This is a genomic window from Pseudomonas rubra, assembly GCF_028656935.1.
Lineage (GTDB): Bacteria > Pseudomonadota > Gammaproteobacteria > Pseudomonadales > Pseudomonadaceae > Aquipseudomonas > Aquipseudomonas rubra.
The window spans coordinates 1-15766 of record NZ_JAMDGZ010000049.1 but is presented as its reverse complement, the minus strand read 5'-3'; the positions used below and the strand labels follow the sequence as shown (position 1 = coordinate 15766).

Genomic DNA, 15766 nt, shown 5'->3' with positions numbered 1-15766 from the left:
AGCCCGCTCCCACAGAGTCTCTGTGGGAGCGGGCTTGCCCCGCGATGCTTTCAGCGCTTACTTAACAGTAACGGTGATCTTCTTCGACTCGACGCTCGGCTTGAACGGCACGTGGAACTTGTCACCCAGCACCAGTTGCAGGGTGTGCTTGCCCGGGGTCAGGGTCAGCTCGACTTCAGTCTGTGCCTTGCCAAAATGCAGCACTTGCGGGCCGGCAGGCAGCGGCGCCTTGTTTTCCGGCAGCAGGCTGGTCGGCAGCACCTGGTCGGCCGCAGGCTCTTTATCGACATCCACCAGCAAGTGGTGGTGACCACTGTGCGGGGTCTGATCACCCGCAGGTTTTAGCTCCATGCCCTCGATGCCGAACTTGACGGTAAAGGTCTTGTCGACCGTGGCGCCATCGGCCGGGGAAACGATGAAGACCTTGGCGTCTTTTGGCGGCTCCTGGCTTTTCAGGCCTTCAGCGGCGGCGAACGCCGAGACCCCCATCAGCAAGCCGGCGACGGCTGCACGCGAAAATAGGCTTTTCATTCACTTCTCCTGTGATTTACTTCAAATAACCCTTTGCCACTGAACGAACGGCAACGGTGGATTACCATAGTCCAAATGCGACAGAACATGTTTAACCACGCTGCGAGAAAATATTTCGCTGGCAGTTAAACATCCTCCACCCGACGCGGTCTCAAGTTGCGTTCGACCCTGACAACAACAGAAAGTCACGGCGACCACGATTTTACTGCCAAGCATTGAAGGGGCTTAAATGCGTTTTGCCATCGGGGTACTCCTCGCCATGCTGCTCAGCCCTTGGGCACAGGCCGAACTGATCGACGACGTCAACGAACGCGGTGAACTGCGTATTGCCATCGAAGCCAACATGCCGTCGTTCAATTTCAAGGACGAAAACGACAAGCCGAACGGTTTCGAAGTTGAGCTCGGGCGCTTGCTGGCCAGCGAAATGGATGTACGCGCCGAGTTTGTCGTGGTCGAAGCCAAAGACTTGCTGCCAGGCGTGGAAAGCGGTCGGTACGACGTGGCCATCAACCACATCGCCACGACCCCGGAGCTCAAGGAGCGTTTTGACTTCAGCGACCCCTACGCCTACTCCAGCGCCCAACTGATTGTGCGCAAGGAAGAAAAGCGCCCGCCAAGCACGCTAGAAGCACTCAAAGGCCATAGCCTGGGCGTCGTCCAGGGCAGCCAGTTCGCCGAGCAAGCGCGAGCGGTGGAGGGTGTGGACCTGCGCAGCTACCCGGATGCCACCCAGCCAATCAAGGATGTCGCCAGCGACCAGATCGATGCCGCCATCAGCGATCGCCTGCTGGTGCCCTACGCCATTCGCGACAGCCAGCAGCCGGTCAGCAAAGGTGCAACAGTGGGCCCGATCCTGAGCCTGGCCATTCCGTTTCAGAAGGGCAACCCGGCGTTCAAAAATACTGTGGACAACGCCCTGCAGCGGATCAAGGCCGATGGCCGGCTGAGCGAGCTGTCGCAGAAGTGGTTCGGGATGGATGCGAGCAAGCCGCCGAAGCAGTAATTGGGGCTTTTGGGGCTGCTTTGCAGCCCATCGCCGGCAAGGCCAGCTCCCACAGATTGGCAACTTCAGAGTTGCTTTAAAGCCCGCTGCGCCGCCTCAAGCTCCAGCTCACTGAACACCTTTACCCCTTCGCGGCGCAGCAACGCGGTGGTCACGCCCTCGCCGGCAACCTTGGTGCCACTGAAGGTGCCGTCATAGGTCAGCGCATTGCCGCACGACGGGCTGCCGGACTTGAGCACCGCAATTCGGATGCCGTGGCGGCGCACCAGCGCCAATGCCAACTGCGCCCCGGCCAGGAATTGCGCACTGACATCCTCGCCCGTGACGGTCAGCACCTGGGTATCCCCCTCAAGCACCGCAGCACCCTGCCCGCCCGGGATCTCCGCTGGCGGCCGTGGCGTTGGCAAGCCGCCCGCCACTTCGGGGCACAATGGCACGACCCGCCCCTCGGCCTGCCACTGCTGGAGCAAGTCCGGATGGCCACTGGCGCGTCCGTCATAGCGTACCGGCTGACCGAGCAGGCAGGCACTGACCAGAACCTTGTCCATTTCAGAACGGCTCGTTGCCACGGCGGCGGAACCAGCCGGTCAGCGACAGTCGATCGCGATAAGCAGGCAGCACCTCGTGGGGGAACTCGCCGGAAAGGAACACCACCAGGCAACCGCCGATCGGTTGCACGTCGTGCTCGACATCCCCCCTGAGGGTCATGCGTAACTGGCCGCCGTGCGCGGGCTGCCAATCCTGGTTGAGGTAAATCACCGCCGACACCGTGCGCCGGTCGTCATCGCGAAAGCGGTCGACATGTTTGCGGTAGAAGGCACCCGGCGGGTACAGGGCGAAGTGGCACTCGAAGTCTTCAAGACCAAGGAACAGCCCGCGATTGAGTGCTTCACGCAGGCTGTTCATGAGCGCCAGGTAATGGTCGCAAGGCTCGGCCTGGCCGGGCTCCAGCCACTGGATACGGTCACCGCGGATGCCCTCGCGGACCTCCTGGGAGACGCCCCGGCCTACCGCTGCCGGTTCCAGCTCGCCTTCGGCGGCGCGTTTGCGGCACTCGGCCGCCAGCGCCAGGGTCAGAGACTCTGGAACAAAGGTATCTTGCTGCGACCAGCCACGGGTGGCCAGGTCATCGACGATGCGCGACAGCAGGGGGTCATCAGGGGATATGTGCATGTCGCGCATAGTATCGATCTGCTGCGAAATCCGACAGCGCCACTTGGCCGAGAGTATGCAATGGCTTCTCGACAAAGCCCCGCCATGGCAAGGACAATAGCGCCCTGCCGACAGGAGCCCTGAATGCACCGCTTGTTTTTACTGCTGATGATGATCTGCACCACGCCTGTCTGGGCAGACAGCCTCGACCAACTGTACAAGGTGGCGGGCTGGCCTGAGCAGCGCGCCCACTTTACCGATGCCCTCGATGCCGCCCAGCAGCGCTATCGCAACAGCTTGCCGCCTGCGGTTTACCAGGCGCTGGTCAACAACAGCAACCAGCGCTTCCAGGCGCAGGCCGTGGACAAACGCGCCCAAACCCAGTTACGCGCCAACCTCAGCGACCCGGCCCCGGCCTTGGCGTTTTTCCAGTCGCCGTTGGGGCGCAAGATCGTTGCCGCCGAATTGCTCGCCACCCGTCGCGACCAGTTGGCCAAGAATGCCAAAGGCCTGCCCAAGGTCCAGGCCAGCGACAACCGCCTGCTGATCGTCGGCCACCTGGCCCAGGCGCTGCCGGCTCGTGAAGCCGGTGCCGAAGTGAGCCTGGCGATTGCCGGGGTCGCCGCCGACAGCCTCAGCCAGATGATCCCCGGCCTGCTCGGCGGCGGCCAGGCCCAGGGCCTGCTCGACGGCCAGCGCCAGCGCCTGATGGATCAGATCGGCAGCGAGCTGAACAACACCCTGTTGTACGTCTATCGCGACCTGTCCGATGCCGAGCTTGAAGAGTTCGCCACCTTTGCCGAGTCCGCCGAAGGCAAGACCTACTACAAGGCAGCTCTGGCAGCGATTCGTGCCGGCCTCGCGGTTGGCCAGGACGCCTCGCAACTGAAGTGATCAGCCCAGGCGCTGGTCGATGAAGTCGAAGTAGCGGGCGCGAATCGCCGGCAGTTCATTGGCCAGGTGATGCCGCGCCTCGGGGATCATCAGGGTCCGCGGCGCAGCGAACTTCTCCCCAAGCACCTTGAGGTTGTACGGCCAGTCGACGGTCATATCGCATTCGCCCTGGATGATCAGCGGCTGGCGCGGGCTGAGCGGCGCCGCCTCGATGCGTTTGACCCAATCGAGCAACGCCCCGACCCAGGCCGTAGGCAAACGCCTTGGCTGTAACGGGTCGGCCAGCAGGAACGGCAGGAAGGTCGGGTCGTTGCTGTTCTCGCTGAAACGCCGTTCGATGCCATTGACGAAGGGCCGGAGCATCCAATAGCTGAACTTCGACCAACGCCACGCACGGGGCCGCACCAGCGGCGCAAGCAGGATCACCTCACCCTGGGCCGGGCTCTGGGCGCCGCCATGTAACAGATGATCGACGATAATCGCCCCGCCGGTACTCTGCCCGAACAGATGCCAGGGCTGCGGCAGGTTCACACTGCGCGCCTGCTCGAACAGCGCTTGCATCACGTGTTGATAAACACTGAAGTCATCGATGCTGGCCCGCTCGCCACTGGAAAGCCCATGCCCGGGAAGGTCGCAGGAGATCACCGCATACTGCTGGTCCAGCGCCCAATCGATGACATGCCGGTACAGGCCCATGTGATCGTAGAAGCCATGCAGCAGAACCAGCGTCGCCACCGGTGCAGGTGGCAGCCACACCTGGCCGACCACCTCGAACCCCGCGACATCGAAACGTCCCAGCCAGCGTTCGGCAGGCTGGTCACGGGCTGGCAGGTCCAACCCGTAAAAGCGTTGGTAGGCCTGGGCCTGCGTCGACAGCGGCTGCCGCGCCGCCAGGGAAGTCAGGCTGGCACGTAGGGAGTCGGGCTGAAATGACGCGGACATAAAAGATTTCCAGACGCAAAAGCGGGTTATTGACCTGTGATATTCATCTGTCGCCGCCAGCATGGCAAGCTAGGCGACTTTTTTCGGACATTGCCGACATGCCCCGCTCGCCCATCCGCACCCTGCTTGGCCTGTTGCTCGCCGCCCTCTGCGGCGCCGGCCTGTGGTGGGCCTACGATAGCTTCCAGAGCCGCTACCTGCGCACCTTCGACAACCAGACCGCGCTGTTCTCCGGCGACCGCCTGCAACTGCCGGCAAGCATTGCCGGCCCCGGCCCGATCCGCCTGGTGCACTTCTGGGACCCGGCCTGCCCGTGCAATGTCGGCAACCAGCAGCACCTGGGCGAGCTGATCGAGCACTTCGGCCCCCAGGGCGTGGAGTTCTATGTGGTGCAAAAGCCCGGAACCCGCGGCCAGTTGCCCGCCACCTTGGGCGCACTCAAACCGCTGAGCGAGCTGCCTGGCGCCGAACACTTGCCGGCCACCCCCGGCGTGGCGATCTGGGACCGCAACGGCCAACTGGCCTACTTCGGCCCCTACAGCGAAGGCGCTACCTGCAACTCGAGCAACAGCTTCATCGAGCCGATCCTGCTTGCCTTGAGCCAAGGCCGGGCAGTCAACGCCACCCACACCATGGCGGTGGGGTGCTATTGCCCCTGGTAGACAGGCTGCACGCACTAATTAGTTATGGCACGCAATGAGGCCGAGCTTTTTAGGCTGACGACATACAGAACAGGAGAACCTGTATGTCTAGCAATGGAACTGTGCACCTACCCTCATCGACCATCACCGGCAAACGGCCGCCCTACCGCATCCCCAACACCCTGTTATGGGGTCACAACTCGATCCCGCGCTATCACTACGTGTCGTCCGTTCGCCCCGGGCGGCTGATCATCGATGTCGTCTTCGAGATCGAAGCCGACAAGCAGAACATCAAACAGGACCACGCCCAGCAACAAGCCACACTGGCTGACCGGCTGGATCAGGAGATCCTGGCTCAAGCAGGCCCGCTGGACGGGCTCAGCACAGTTGAAGCACTCAGCCGCCAGCTTGATGCCAGCCAACGGTTGATTCAACAGCGCCAGGCCGAACTGGCCACGGCGCGCCAACAGGCTGACAGTTTTTTCGGATCGGACCCTGAGCACAAAAGCTTCCAGCAGTTCTTGACGGTCGCCACTCGCCCATCAGGCCACCCGAATCCTAAACAAGCGTGGCTTGCTTCCTATAAGGCAGCATTTGAAGCGAAAGTGCTGGATGCTGCCATTGCCCATCTCTCCAGGCGAATGTACAGCCTGAAGTCCGCTCACAACGAAGCATTCTGGCAACAGCGCAGGCATGACAGCCTGAGCCGAAGCCTGCACTCGGCCGAGCGGGGGTTGAACTGGATGCTCACCGACAGGCACCAGTACGACCAGGCAAAATCTGCTCTGCAAACCCTCGTGGAGAATTTCCAGCGTCACCATCTCGAAGATATTGATCCAGCGGCCGCTGCGCTGCACGCCATTGAGCTGGAGCGTGAGACTTCCGACCTAATCAAGGCAAGGAACGCGCTGAACAAGAGCCAACTCAACACCAACCTGCGCTTTCACTACTTGACCTCACGGCATAGCTCGCTGGCCTTCGACCTCAATTTCGATCAGCGCAGGGCTCCCCGCCCCCTCCACCAGCAAGTTCAACAACTGCATAGCCAGATTGGCCAATACCTCAATGAGCACCAGCAAAGCTGGGCAGCCGAATCCGCCACAGTTGCCGAACTCATGGCAAGCGCACACCAGAACATCAATGCAGCATTCGAAGAGCAGACACGCCTGGCTGCACTGGCCGGGCAACCTGCGACGCAAACCCCAACGGTATTCAACGCCTGGACTGCCAGCACCAGCCATCCACTCGTACTCGCCGCCTCACAGGGGGCTATGACGACCTTCGAAGCGGTTCTGTCAGCATTCGAAACAGGTTTGAAAAACGCTGCCAAGGCCAGGTTCGAAGCAGCCCTGGGCAGGCGAGGACTATTTGTCACCCTGATGACTTACTCCACACGCCTGGGCAATGGCGAACGCATGGGCATCAGTGTGCCGTTAGCACACCTGTCACCCGGTGCAGACCTTGAGCAGGAGGCTGGCAACCGTATCGGCCAGACCACTGCCTTACCCTTGCGCCTGGGGGTGAATACCGTCGGTGAATTCACCCAGATCTACATGGCCACCACCGACGGCAACGATATTCCAGGCGATGTCAGGGTCAGGCGCGCACATTGGGATGCGGCCAAGGGTGCCTACAGCTTCACGTCTGACGGTGTGGGCGCCACCACCATCCTCTGGCACCCCATCACACCTCCCAGCAGCCTGCCGACCTTCGACCCGGAAACCGGCAATGCCATTCCGCCAAAACCCATAGAAGAGGACTTGCAAAAGCACTATCCGGGCACGATCCATGTCCCCACTGTCCCGACCGTGTCGCCGCTGCCGGGGCTGGCCGATGCGCATTTCGACGACTACATCATCGTCTTCCCCGCCGACTCGGGCCTCGCCCCGGTCTACATCATGCTCAAGGATGCGCGCGAGTATGCAGGGGTTGCGACAGGGTATGGGCAAGTTCCCGGGGAGGGTTGGGCCCATGCGGTGAGTACACCTGACGGTGCACCCATTCCGTCACAAATTGCCGAAAAGCTGCGCGGGCGGACTTTTGCAACCTTCCGTAAACTGCGCGAGGCGTTCTGGATGGCGGTTGCAGCGGATCCCGTACTGAACAAGTACTTTACGCTCACGAACCTGGAATTCATGAAAGAGGGTAACGCTCCTTATGCCACCTCAACTGAGCAGGTAGGTGGCAGCATGAAGCTTCAATTGCACCATATCCACCACATCGCCAATGGAGGTGCGGTGTACGATTTGGACAATCTGACCATATTGACCCCAAGGCAGCACATCGATCTTCATAACAGGAGACCATAATCATGGAACTGAAGCAGCGCATTGAGGATTACACCGACGCCGAATTCCTGGAGCTTGTTCGTGAGTTCTTCGAGAATCGATCTGGGCTTACCGGAAAGGAATATGGCCAGTACATTGACAGGTTAATGATCCATTTCGTAACCATCACCGAACACCCCGGCAAATCCGACGTCATTTGCTACCCCACCGAAGGCGAAGAAGACAGCCCCGAAGGCGTCCTGAAACGCGTCAAGGAATGGCGCGCCGCCAACGGCAAGCCTGGCTTCAAACCTGCCTGAACCGTATGCCTGTGGGTACGACCGACATGTACCCACAGGCAGCTTTCACCGCACCTGCGCAGGGTTGCCAACCACGGTGGCCCCCGCCGGCACATCGCGGGTCACCACGCTGCCGGCGCCGATCACTGCGTTATCACCCACCGTCACCCCCGGCAAGATGATCGCCCCGCCGCCGATCCAGACATTGTTGCCGATCGTCACCGGCCGCCCGCTTTCCAGGCCGCTGCGGCGTAGCTCCGGGTCCAGCGGATGGTCGGCGGTGTAGATCTGCACCGCCGGGCCGATCTGGCAGTCAGCGCCGATGCTCACCAGGGTGACGTCGAGGATCACGCAGTTGAAATTCATGAACACGTTGGCGCCGACACTGATGTTGTAGCCGTAGTCGCAGTAGAACGGCGGGCGAATCACCACACCGTCACCAACCTTGCCAAAGTGCTCGCCCAGCAAACCATGGCGTTGCTCGTTAAGCAGCTCTGCACTGTTGTTGTAGCGCGCCATCCAGTGTTTGTTGGCGATCTGTTCGGCCTGTAGCTGCGGGCAACTGGCGTGATAGAGCTGGCCGCCGAGCATCTTCTGCTTTTCACTGAGATTCATCTTCCCTCCTTTGGGACTATCCTCTGTCCGACTTTACCTCGATGATCGGACCACAAGATCCGCAAAAAAGCACAAGGAGTCACGATGAAGCGCAGCCTGACCTTCCTCGCCGTGGTCATTGCCGCGGCCGCTGGCGGCGGTTACTGGTACGTGCACGGCAAGCTGCCGCAACGCGAAGGCGAGGTCACCTTGAGCAGCCTGCAGGCGCCGGTCAGCGTGCGCTACGATGCCCGCGGCGTGCCGCATATCCAAGCGCAGAACGAGGCCGACCTGTACCGCGCCCTGGGCTATGTACATGCCCAGGACCGCCTGTTCCAGATGGAGATCATCCGCCGCCTGGCCCGCGGCGAGCTGGCCGAGATCCTCGGCAGCAAGCTGGTGGCCACCGACACCTTGTTCCGCAGCCTGCGTATTCGCGAGCAGGCCGAGCTTTACGTCGAACGCCAGGACAAAACCTCGCCGGCCTGGCTTGCCCTGCAGGCTTACCTCGAAGGCGTGAACGCCTGGCAGGACAGCCATCCCAAGCCGATGGAATTCGACGCGCTGGGTATAACGCCTAGGCCCTTCACCGCGCAGGACACCATCAGTATCGCCGGCTACATGGCCTACAGCTTTGCCGCTGCATTTCGCACGGAGCCTGCGCTGACCTACATCCGCGACCAGTTGGGCGCCGATTACCTGACGATCTTCGACCTCGACTGGAACCCCCAAGGCGCCCTGGCCAGCAAGCCAGCCCTGGCCGCCAGCGACTGGCAAAGCCTGCAGCAACTGGCGCAGCTCAGCCAGCAGGCCCTGAGCGATGCCGGCATTCCCCAGTACGAAGGCAGCAACGCCTGGGCCATTTCCGGCAGCCGCACCCGTAGCGGCAAGCCGCTGCTGGCCGGCGATCCGCACATCAGTTTCGCCGTGCCCTCGGTATGGTACGAGGCCGAGCTGACTGCGCCCGGCTTCAACCTCTATGGCTATCACCAGGCGCTGAACCCCTTCGCATCCCTTGGGCACAACCGTGACTTCGGCTGGAGCCTGACCATGTTCCAGAACGACGACGTCGACCTGATCGCCGAACAGCTCAATCCGGACAACCCCGAACAAGTGAAGATCAACGGCCAGTGGCAGCCCCTGACCCAGACCCGGGAACAGATTGCGGTGAAGAACGAAGCGCCGGTGACCATCACCCTGCGCCGCTCACCTCACGGGCCGATCGTCAACACAGCGCTGGGCGAAACTGCAGGCGCTGCGCCCATTGCCCTGTGGTGGGCATTCCTGGAAACCGAGAACCCACTGCTCGATGGCTTCTACCAGGTCAACCGCGCCGATACCCTGGACAAGATGCGCGCCGCAGCGGCAAAGATTCAGGCGCCCGGGCTCAATCTGATCTGGGCCAACGCCCGCGGCGATATCGGCTGGTGGGCAGCGGCGCAGTTGCCCATTCGCCCTGAAGGGGTCAACCCGGGGTTCATTCTGGATGGCAGCACGCCCCAGGCCGACAAACTGGGTTTCTACCCCTTCAGCGCCAACCCGCAGGCAGAGAACCCGGCCAGCGGCTACATCGTCTCAGCCAACTTCCAGCCGCCAGCCAGCATGCCGATCCCGGGCTACTACAACCTGGCCGACCGTGGCCAGCGCCTGAACCAGCACCTGGCCGACCCGCAAACCAAATGGGACCAGCAGAACAGCCAGGCCCTGCAACTGGACACCACCACTGACTACGGCCCACGCACCCTGGCGCCACTGCTGTCGGTACTGCGCGAAGTGGCCGAGGGCGATCAGCAGAAGGAACTGGTCGAGCAACTGGCGGCGTGGAACGGTGACTATCCGGTGGATTCGGTCAGTGCCACGCTGTTCAACCAGTTCCTCTACGAGCTGGCCTACGCGGCGCTGCACGATGAGCTGGGCGATACCTGGTTCAAGACCCTGATCAGCACCCGCGCCATCGACGCCGCCTTGCCACGCCTGGCCGCCGACGCCAACTCTCCCTGGTGGGGCAAGCAGGGCAGCAGCGAGCAAGGCGACCGCACGGCGGCAGTGAAGCAGGCCTGGGGTAAAACCCTGGCCCACCTGCGCGAGACCTTCGGCAACGACCCGGCGGGCTGGCAATGGGGCAAGGCGCATACCCTGACCCACAACCATCCGCTGGGGCTGCAAAAGCCGCTGAACCTGCTGTTCAATGTTGGCCCCTTTGCCGCACCGGGCACCCATGAAGTGCCGAACAACCTCTCGGCGAAGATCGGCCCGGCGCCGTGGCCGGTGACCTACGGCCCTTCGACCCGGCGCCTGATCGACTTTGCCGATGCAGGCCTTGCGCTGACCATCAACCCGGTCGGGCAAAGCGGGGTGCTGTTCGACAAGCATTATGCTGATCAGGCCAAGGACTATATCGAAGGCCGCTATCACAAGGCGCAGATGGGGGTGATTCCGGCGCAAAGCACCTTGAAGTTGGTGCCTCGGGATTAGCAAGGCTTTGCCTTGCATCGCTGGCAAGGCCAGCTCCCACGGGGACGGTGCATGCAGATCCATTGTGGGAGCCGGCCTTGCCGGCGATGGGCTGCGCGAGCAGCCCCGGATTATCAACCCTGCCACTTACCGCCTTCGACAATCACGCTCTCAGGCTTGGTGTCATCGCTCAGTTCCTTGCGCACATACTGGTCATACAGTTTGAGCAGGTACTTCTGCTCGCCCAGGCGCGCAAGCTCGGCGTTAACCCAATCGCGCAGCTCGATGTTGCCCTTCTTCACCGCCGGTGCAATCGGTGCTTCCTCGCCGAGTTTTTCTTCCAGCACGCGGTAGCCCGGGTTCTGCTTCGACCAGCTGAACAGGATCAGGTTGTCCTGGGCATAGGCATCACCACGACCACTGGCCAGGGCCTGCAGCGACTCGGTGTTCTTCTCGAACTTGAGCAGCTTCCAGTCCGGGTGGTTCTTGGTCAGCCAGATATCGGCGGTGGTACCTGTGGTGACGATGGTGGTCTTGTCGGCCAGGTCATCGAGCTTTTTCACGCTGCTGCCTTCGGGCACCAGGGCCTGCACGGCAACCCGCAGGTTGGGGTTGGTGAACTCCACCGCTTCCTGGCGCTCCGGGGTCACGGTCATGTTGGCCAGGATCAGGTCGACCTTGTCGCTCTGCAGGAACGGGATACGGCTGGCCGGTTCCACGGCGACGAACTCCACCTTGTTTTCATCACCCAGCAGGTCCTTGGCAAGCTGGCGGCCGATGTCGGTATCAAAACCAACATAGCGCCCGGCCTCGTCGACAAAGCCGAACGGCGGCTTGTCGGTGAACACGCCGACAATCAGCTTGTCGCGAGCCTTGATGGTTTCCAGGTAACTGGTGGCCGGCGCAGAGCCACCGGCAGCTGGCTTACCCGGCTCTTCAGCCTTGTTGCAGCCGGCCAGCAAGGCCAGGCCGAGGAAGGACAACAGCAGTTTCGAAGTCTTGGCAGTTTTCATGACAGTTCCTTTGCGGGGGTTTTAGGCAGGCTTTCGACAAAGCTGAATTTCTCCAGAAACTGCTGCGCGCGTGCGCTCTGCGGGTTCGTAAAGAAGCTCTCGGGGTCGCGCTGTTCAAGGATCCTGCCGGCCTCCATGAACACGATGCGGTCGGCCACCGCGCGGGCGAAGGCCATTTCATGGGTAACGATGAGCAGGGTCATGCCGCCTTCGGCCAGGCCCTGGATCACTTGCAGCACTTCCTTGACCATTTCCGGGTCGAGCGCTGCGGTGACTTCATCGAACAGCATCACTTGCGGGTTCATGCACAGTGAACGGACGATGGCGATGCGTTGCTGCTGGCCACCGGAAAGCTGGCGCGGGAATACGTCGCGCTTGTCCAGCAAGCCAACCCGGGCCAGCAAGGCTTCGGCCTGGGCCTGGGCTTCGCGGCGCTCGCGTTTTTGCACCTTGAGCGGGCCGAGCAGCAGGTTGTCGAGCACGCTCATGTGGCCGAACAGGTGATAACTCTGAAACACCATGCCGACCTGCTGGCGCACCTGGCGCCAGTCGGTGCCGGGGGCCAGCAGCTCCTGCCCGGCCAGGCGCAGGCTGCCGCTGTGGGCGGTTTCCAGGCCGTTGAGGCAGCGCAGCAAGGTGCTTTTGCCGCAGCCGCTGGGGCCGAGGATCACCACCACTTCACCGCTGCTTACCTGCAGGTCGACGTGGTCGAGCACCTGCTGCTCGCCGAAGAATTTGTTGAAGCCCTTGAACTCGATCAGTGCGCTCATGCGTGTGTCCAGCGGCGCTCCAGCGCGCGCGAGGCGGCTGACAGCGGGTAGCAGATGAAGAAGAAAAACAGGAACAGTGCGCCGTAGATCAGCACCGATTCGTAGGTGCGCTCGATGATCTGCTGGCCGACCTTGATCACATCGACCACGCCGATCAGTACCGCCAGGGAGCTGGTCTTGATGATGCGCGTGTAGATGTTGATGGTCGGCGGGGTCATGCGCTTGAGCGCCTGGGGCAGCAGGACGTAGCCGTACAACTGCGCACTCGACAGGCCGATCGACAGCCCGGCTTCGCGTTGCCCGCGTGGCAACGACTGCAGTGCGCCACGCACCACCTCGCCCACTTCGCTGGCGCCCCACAACGACAGCACCAGCACCGCGCACCAGAAGCTTGGAATACTCAGGGCAAAGAAAATCGGCAGGCCGAAGAACAGCAGGTATAGCCACACCAGCACCGGGATCGCCCGGAACAACTCCAGGTAAATGCGCAACAGCACATTCACACTGCGTTTACGCAGGGTCGCCAGCACGCCATAGAGCACGCCGCCCAGAGTGGCGAAGAGGATACTCAGCGCCGAAATCGCCAGTGTCTGCGCTGCGCCCTTGCTCAGTTGCGGCAAGGACACCAACAACAACTCAAGACCCGAACTGGCCATGTTGCAGCCTCCGTTCCAGGCGGCTGAGCAGCAGCGACAAGGGCAGGAACAGCAGCACGCAGATCAGCGTCAGCACCGCCAGCATTTCATAGGTCTTGTAGTACAGGGCAATGTAACTCTTGGTGGTGTAGAGGATCTCCGGCACCGCTACCGCCGACACCACGGTGGTTTCCTTGAGCAGAAAGATAAAGTTGGCGAACAGCGCCGGCAGGCTGAGAATCCCGGCCTGGGGCAGGATCACGTGGCGCAGCAACTGGCCTTCGGACAGGCCGATCGAGCGCCCCGATTCCAGTTGCGCCACCGGCACCGCCTCGACACCGGCGCGCAGCACCTCGGTCAGGTAGGCACCGCCCAGAAAAGTCATGGTGATGATCGCCGCAGCAAAGCCGGAAATCTTCAGGCCCAGCTCCGGCAAGGCGAAGTAGACGAAGAACAGCTGGATCAGCAACGGTGTATTGCGCGCCAGCTCCACGTAGAGCTTTACCAGGCGCTGCAGGTATGGCGTGCGGTAAACCAGGATCGCGGCATTGACCAGCGCCACCAGCAACGAAGTAGCGATGGCGATCAGGCCCACTTGCAAGGTGACGCCCACCGCCTTGAGAAAGGCCGGCAATGTGCTAAGGATAAAGGCGAAGTCGAAGCTCATGGAGTGAGCCTCGCTAGACAATGACGATGGGGCATGGACAGGATCTCGGACCGGCCCGAGGGTAACGGGCGGCTCTACACAGGGGTTGTCAGTGCGGGTGAGCACAATGAGTAGACTCTAAAGGTATAAAAATATTTATTTAAATACCTTTATTGCATATTGATATCACCCAAACAGCTAACCTGCGAAATCCTTGGCGGTGGCGGGACCTTTTCGCTGCAAATGCTATCCAAGCGCTGTCACTTCCCTCCCTTTCAAGGAAGACAACAACAATGAACAGCCAAGCAAACCATGATCCCCAAGACCTGTTGAAACTGCTCAGTGCTCTGTTGCGCGCGGTGCAAACCCGCAACTGAGGCACACAAAAACGCCGACGCGGCATAGCCGGCGTCGGCGTTATCAGGGTGCTACACAGGCTGGGTGAATCAGAACGCCGGCAGTACCGCGCCGCTGTACTTCTTCTCGATGAAGGTCTTCACCTCAGGGCTGGTCAGGGCTTTGGCCAGCTTCTGGATGGCGTCGCTGTCCTTGTTGTCCGGACGGGCCACCAGGAAGTTCACGTACGGCGAGTCGGCACCTTCGATTACCAGGGCGTCCTTGGCCGGGTTCAGGCCGGCTTCCAGGGCATAGTTGGTGTTGATCATGTCCAGGTCGACCTGATCCAGCACACGCGGCAGCATGGCCGATTCAAGCTCGCGGAATTTCAGCTTCTTCGGGTTCTCGGCGATGTCTTTCGGAGTCGCCAGGGCGTTCTTCGGGTCCTTCAGGGTGATCAGCCCAGCCTTCTGCAACAGCAGCAGGGCACGGCCGCTGTTGCTGCCTTCGTTAGGAATGGCAACGGTCGCGCCTTCCTTCAGTTCGCTCAGGCTCTTGACCTTCTTCGAATAGCCGCCAAACGGTTCAACGTGCACGCCGATCACGGTTTCCAGGTGAGTGCCTTTGCCTTCGTTGAAGTTCTTCAGGTACGGCAGGGTCTGGAAGTAGTTGGCGTCCAGGCGCTTCTGGTCGACTTGCACGTTAGGCTGCACGTAGTCGGTGAATACCTTGATCTCCAGGTCCACACCTTGCTTGGCCAGGGTTGGCTTGATCAGCTCGAGGATTTCCGCGTGCGGTACCGGGGTAGCGGCAACGACCAGCTTCTCGCCCGCCTGGGCCAAACCTGCAACCGACAGAGCGGCCGCCAGAGCAGTCAACAACAGAGCCTTTTTCATGCGCAGTCCTTATTCGAATACACGGCCATCGGGCGACGGCGAAGGTGGGGGTTGCCAGCACGTTGCTAGCTGGCTTGAAGCGGACAATACCTAGATTTTTTATACCAGAACAATATCTTTTATTTTGCTGCTTATGCCATTTTTAACGGACGAATCCATGCGCCCAGCGCATTGACTCAGGCGGGCGGCTGCGTCAGGCGCAACAGGGTCTTTTCCAGCAGTTGTTGCAACGCCCTGCGCTCACCCGGTTCGCCAAGGCTCAACAACTGCTCCAGCTGGCCAGCCAGAGCCTTCAACGGAGTTGCCAGGTTCAGGTGCTGAGGGAGAATTTCGTCACCACTGCTGACCAGCAGGGCGAAGTGGATGACGTTCTCAAGCTCGCGCGTGTTGCCCGGCCAACTGTGCAGTTCGAGCACCCGCTGCGCCGTTTCGCTGATCAACGGCACCGGCAGGTTCAGGCGCGGGCTGTAGATACCGACGAAATACTCGGCCAGCGGCAGGATATCGCCGACCCGCTCGCGCAACGCTGGCAGCTCCAGCTGGCCTTCACGCAGGTAGTGGTACAAGCGGTCGTGGAACTTGCCGGCACTGACCGCTTCGCCAAGATCAATGCTCGATGCGGCGACCAGGCGCACATCCACCGGATTCGGTTGCTGGGCGCCGACACGGGTGACCGGTATCATAACCGTGACA

The 15766-nt window shown here is 61.5% G+C and carries 17 protein-coding genes; 6 read left to right on the top strand and 11 right to left on the bottom strand.

Going from position 1 to position 15766, the window contains the following annotated elements; all coding sequences use genetic code 11:
• Positions 1-57: 57 nt before the first annotated feature.
• Positions 58-531, bottom strand: coding sequence for a DUF4399 domain-containing protein (locus tag M5G17_RS21735; protein ID WP_130262334.1), 474 nt, complete (start codon positions 529-531; stop codon positions 58-60).
• 229 nt (positions 532-760) lie between these two features.
• Between M5G17_RS21735 and M5G17_RS21730 the strand changes: the two genes are divergently transcribed.
• Positions 761-1534, top strand: coding sequence for a transporter substrate-binding domain-containing protein (locus M5G17_RS21730; RefSeq protein WP_273894936.1), 774 nt, complete (start codon positions 761-763; stop codon positions 1532-1534).
• Positions 1535-1599: 65 nt separating this feature from the next.
• Here the strand turns inward: M5G17_RS21730 and M5G17_RS21725 are convergent, their stop codons facing one another.
• Positions 1600-2082, bottom strand: coding sequence for a 2-thiouracil desulfurase family protein (locus tag M5G17_RS21725; protein ID WP_273894935.1), 483 nt, complete (start codon positions 2080-2082; stop codon positions 1600-1602).
• A 1-nt stretch (position 2083) separates the two neighbouring features.
• Complete coding sequence (locus M5G17_RS21720) at positions 2084-2716, bottom strand: 2OG-Fe(II) oxygenase (RefSeq protein WP_273894934.1); 633 nt, start codon at positions 2714-2716, stop codon at positions 2084-2086.
• Positions 2717-2830: 114 nt separating this feature from the next.
• Between M5G17_RS21720 and M5G17_RS21715 the strand changes: the two genes are divergently transcribed.
• A complete protein-coding gene (locus tag M5G17_RS21715; protein WP_273894933.1) occupies positions 2831-3580 on the top strand; it encodes a DUF2059 domain-containing protein in 750 nt (249 codons plus the stop codon).
• Here M5G17_RS21715 and bipL read toward each other — a convergent pair whose 3' ends face one another.
• Positions 3581-4522: a phospholipase BipL gene (gene bipL, locus M5G17_RS21710; RefSeq protein WP_273894932.1), complete on the bottom strand. Its 942-nt coding sequence runs from the start codon at positions 4520-4522 to the stop codon at positions 3581-3583. It lies immediately after the preceding gene.
• Between the two features lie 98 nt (positions 4523-4620).
• On the opposite strand from bipL, the gene M5G17_RS21705 reads away from it, so the two are divergent.
• The 3 genes from M5G17_RS21705 to M5G17_RS21695 all read left to right on the top strand — a co-directional run bounded on the left by M5G17_RS21705 (position 4621) and on the right by M5G17_RS21695 (position 7750).
• Complete coding sequence (locus M5G17_RS21705; protein ID WP_273894931.1) at positions 4621-5184, top strand: DUF6436 domain-containing protein; 564 nt, start codon at positions 4621-4623, stop codon at positions 5182-5184.
• A gap of 83 nt (positions 5185-5267) precedes the next feature.
• Entirely contained in the window at positions 5268-7472 is a 2205-nt protein-coding gene (locus M5G17_RS21700) for an S-type pyocin domain-containing protein (RefSeq protein ID WP_273894930.1), read from the top strand.
• Positions 7473-7474: 2 nt separating this feature from the next.
• On the top strand, positions 7475-7750 hold the full coding sequence (locus M5G17_RS21695; protein ID WP_273894929.1) for a bacteriocin immunity protein: 276 nt from the start codon (positions 7475-7477) through the stop codon (positions 7748-7750).
• A gap of 45 nt (positions 7751-7795) precedes the next feature.
• On the opposite strand, the gene M5G17_RS21690 is transcribed toward M5G17_RS21695, so the two are convergent.
• On the bottom strand, positions 7796-8344 hold the full coding sequence (locus M5G17_RS21690) for a sugar O-acetyltransferase (RefSeq protein WP_273894928.1): 549 nt from the start codon (positions 8342-8344) through the stop codon (positions 7796-7798).
• An 84-nt stretch (positions 8345-8428) separates the two neighbouring features.
• On the opposite strand from M5G17_RS21690, the gene M5G17_RS21685 reads away from it, so the two are divergent.
• Positions 8429-10798, top strand: a complete 2370-nt coding sequence (locus M5G17_RS21685; protein WP_273894927.1) for a penicillin acylase family protein — start codon at positions 8429-8431, stop codon at positions 10796-10798.
• A 113-nt stretch (positions 10799-10911) separates the two neighbouring features.
• Here the strand turns inward: M5G17_RS21685 and M5G17_RS21680 are convergent, their stop codons facing one another.
• From M5G17_RS21680 to M5G17_RS21655, 6 genes are all read right to left on the bottom strand, one after another.
• Entirely contained in the window at positions 10912-11790 is an 879-nt protein-coding gene (locus M5G17_RS21680; RefSeq protein ID WP_273894926.1) for a transporter substrate-binding domain-containing protein, read from the bottom strand.
• Entirely contained in the window at positions 11787-12560 is a 774-nt protein-coding gene (locus tag M5G17_RS21675) for an amino acid ABC transporter ATP-binding protein (RefSeq protein WP_273894925.1), read from the bottom strand. Before M5G17_RS21675 ends, M5G17_RS21680 begins: the two co-directional genes overlap by 4 nt.
• On the bottom strand, positions 12557-13216 hold the full coding sequence (locus tag M5G17_RS21670) for an amino acid ABC transporter permease (protein ID WP_273894924.1): 660 nt from the start codon (positions 13214-13216) through the stop codon (positions 12557-12559). Before M5G17_RS21670 ends, M5G17_RS21675 begins: the two co-directional genes overlap by 4 nt.
• On the bottom strand, positions 13197-13862 hold the full coding sequence (locus M5G17_RS21665; protein ID WP_130262305.1) for an amino acid ABC transporter permease: 666 nt from the start codon (positions 13860-13862) through the stop codon (positions 13197-13199). The genes M5G17_RS21670 and M5G17_RS21665 overlap by 20 nt, the downstream gene beginning before the upstream one ends.
• A gap of 425 nt (positions 13863-14287) precedes the next feature.
• A complete protein-coding gene (locus M5G17_RS21660) occupies positions 14288-15073 on the bottom strand; it encodes a MetQ/NlpA family ABC transporter substrate-binding protein (RefSeq protein ID WP_273894923.1) in 786 nt (261 codons plus the stop codon).
• Between the two features lie 176 nt (positions 15074-15249).
• Positions 15250-15766: AAA-type ATPase lid domain-containing protein (locus M5G17_RS21655; RefSeq protein WP_273894922.1), on the bottom strand; the 517-nt coding region annotated here is incomplete at its 5' end.

Bases quoted from the DNA above. Each gene is read 5' to 3' on its own strand.
- M5G17_RS21735 (WP_130262334.1), bottom strand. From the start codon at position 531: ATGAAAAGCCTATTTTCGCGTGCAGCCGTCGCCGGCTTGCTGATGGGG.
- M5G17_RS21730 (WP_273894936.1), top strand. From the start codon at position 761: ATGCGTTTTGCCATCGGGGTACTCCTCGCCATGCTGCTCAGCCCTTGG.
- M5G17_RS21725 (WP_273894935.1), bottom strand. From the start codon at position 2,082: ATGGACAAGGTTCTGGTCAGTGCCTGCCTGCTCGGTCAGCCGGTACGC.
- M5G17_RS21720 (WP_273894934.1), bottom strand. From the start codon at position 2,716: ATGCGCGACATGCACATATCCCCTGATGACCCCCTGCTGTCGCGCATC.
- M5G17_RS21715 (WP_273894933.1), top strand. From the start codon at position 2,831: ATGCACCGCTTGTTTTTACTGCTGATGATGATCTGCACCACGCCTGTC.
- bipL (WP_273894932.1), bottom strand. From the start codon at position 4,522: ATGTCCGCGTCATTTCAGCCCGACTCCCTACGTGCCAGCCTGACTTCC.
- M5G17_RS21705 (WP_273894931.1), top strand. From the start codon at position 4,621: ATGCCCCGCTCGCCCATCCGCACCCTGCTTGGCCTGTTGCTCGCCGCC.
- M5G17_RS21700 (WP_273894930.1), top strand. From the start codon at position 5,268: ATGTCTAGCAATGGAACTGTGCACCTACCCTCATCGACCATCACCGGC.
- M5G17_RS21695 (WP_273894929.1), top strand. From the start codon at position 7,475: ATGGAACTGAAGCAGCGCATTGAGGATTACACCGACGCCGAATTCCTG.
- M5G17_RS21690 (WP_273894928.1), bottom strand. From the start codon at position 8,344: ATGAATCTCAGTGAAAAGCAGAAGATGCTCGGCGGCCAGCTCTATCAC.
- M5G17_RS21685 (WP_273894927.1), top strand. From the start codon at position 8,429: ATGAAGCGCAGCCTGACCTTCCTCGCCGTGGTCATTGCCGCGGCCGCT.
- M5G17_RS21680 (WP_273894926.1), bottom strand. From the start codon at position 11,790: ATGAAAACTGCCAAGACTTCGAAACTGCTGTTGTCCTTCCTCGGCCTG.
- M5G17_RS21675 (WP_273894925.1), bottom strand. From the start codon at position 12,560: ATGAGCGCACTGATCGAGTTCAAGGGCTTCAACAAATTCTTCGGCGAG.
- M5G17_RS21670 (WP_273894924.1), bottom strand. From the start codon at position 13,216: ATGGCCAGTTCGGGTCTTGAGTTGTTGTTGGTGTCCTTGCCGCAACTG.
- M5G17_RS21665 (WP_130262305.1), bottom strand. From the start codon at position 13,862: ATGAGCTTCGACTTCGCCTTTATCCTTAGCACATTGCCGGCCTTTCTC.
- M5G17_RS21660 (WP_273894923.1), bottom strand. From the start codon at position 15,073: ATGAAAAAGGCTCTGTTGTTGACTGCTCTGGCGGCCGCTCTGTCGGTT.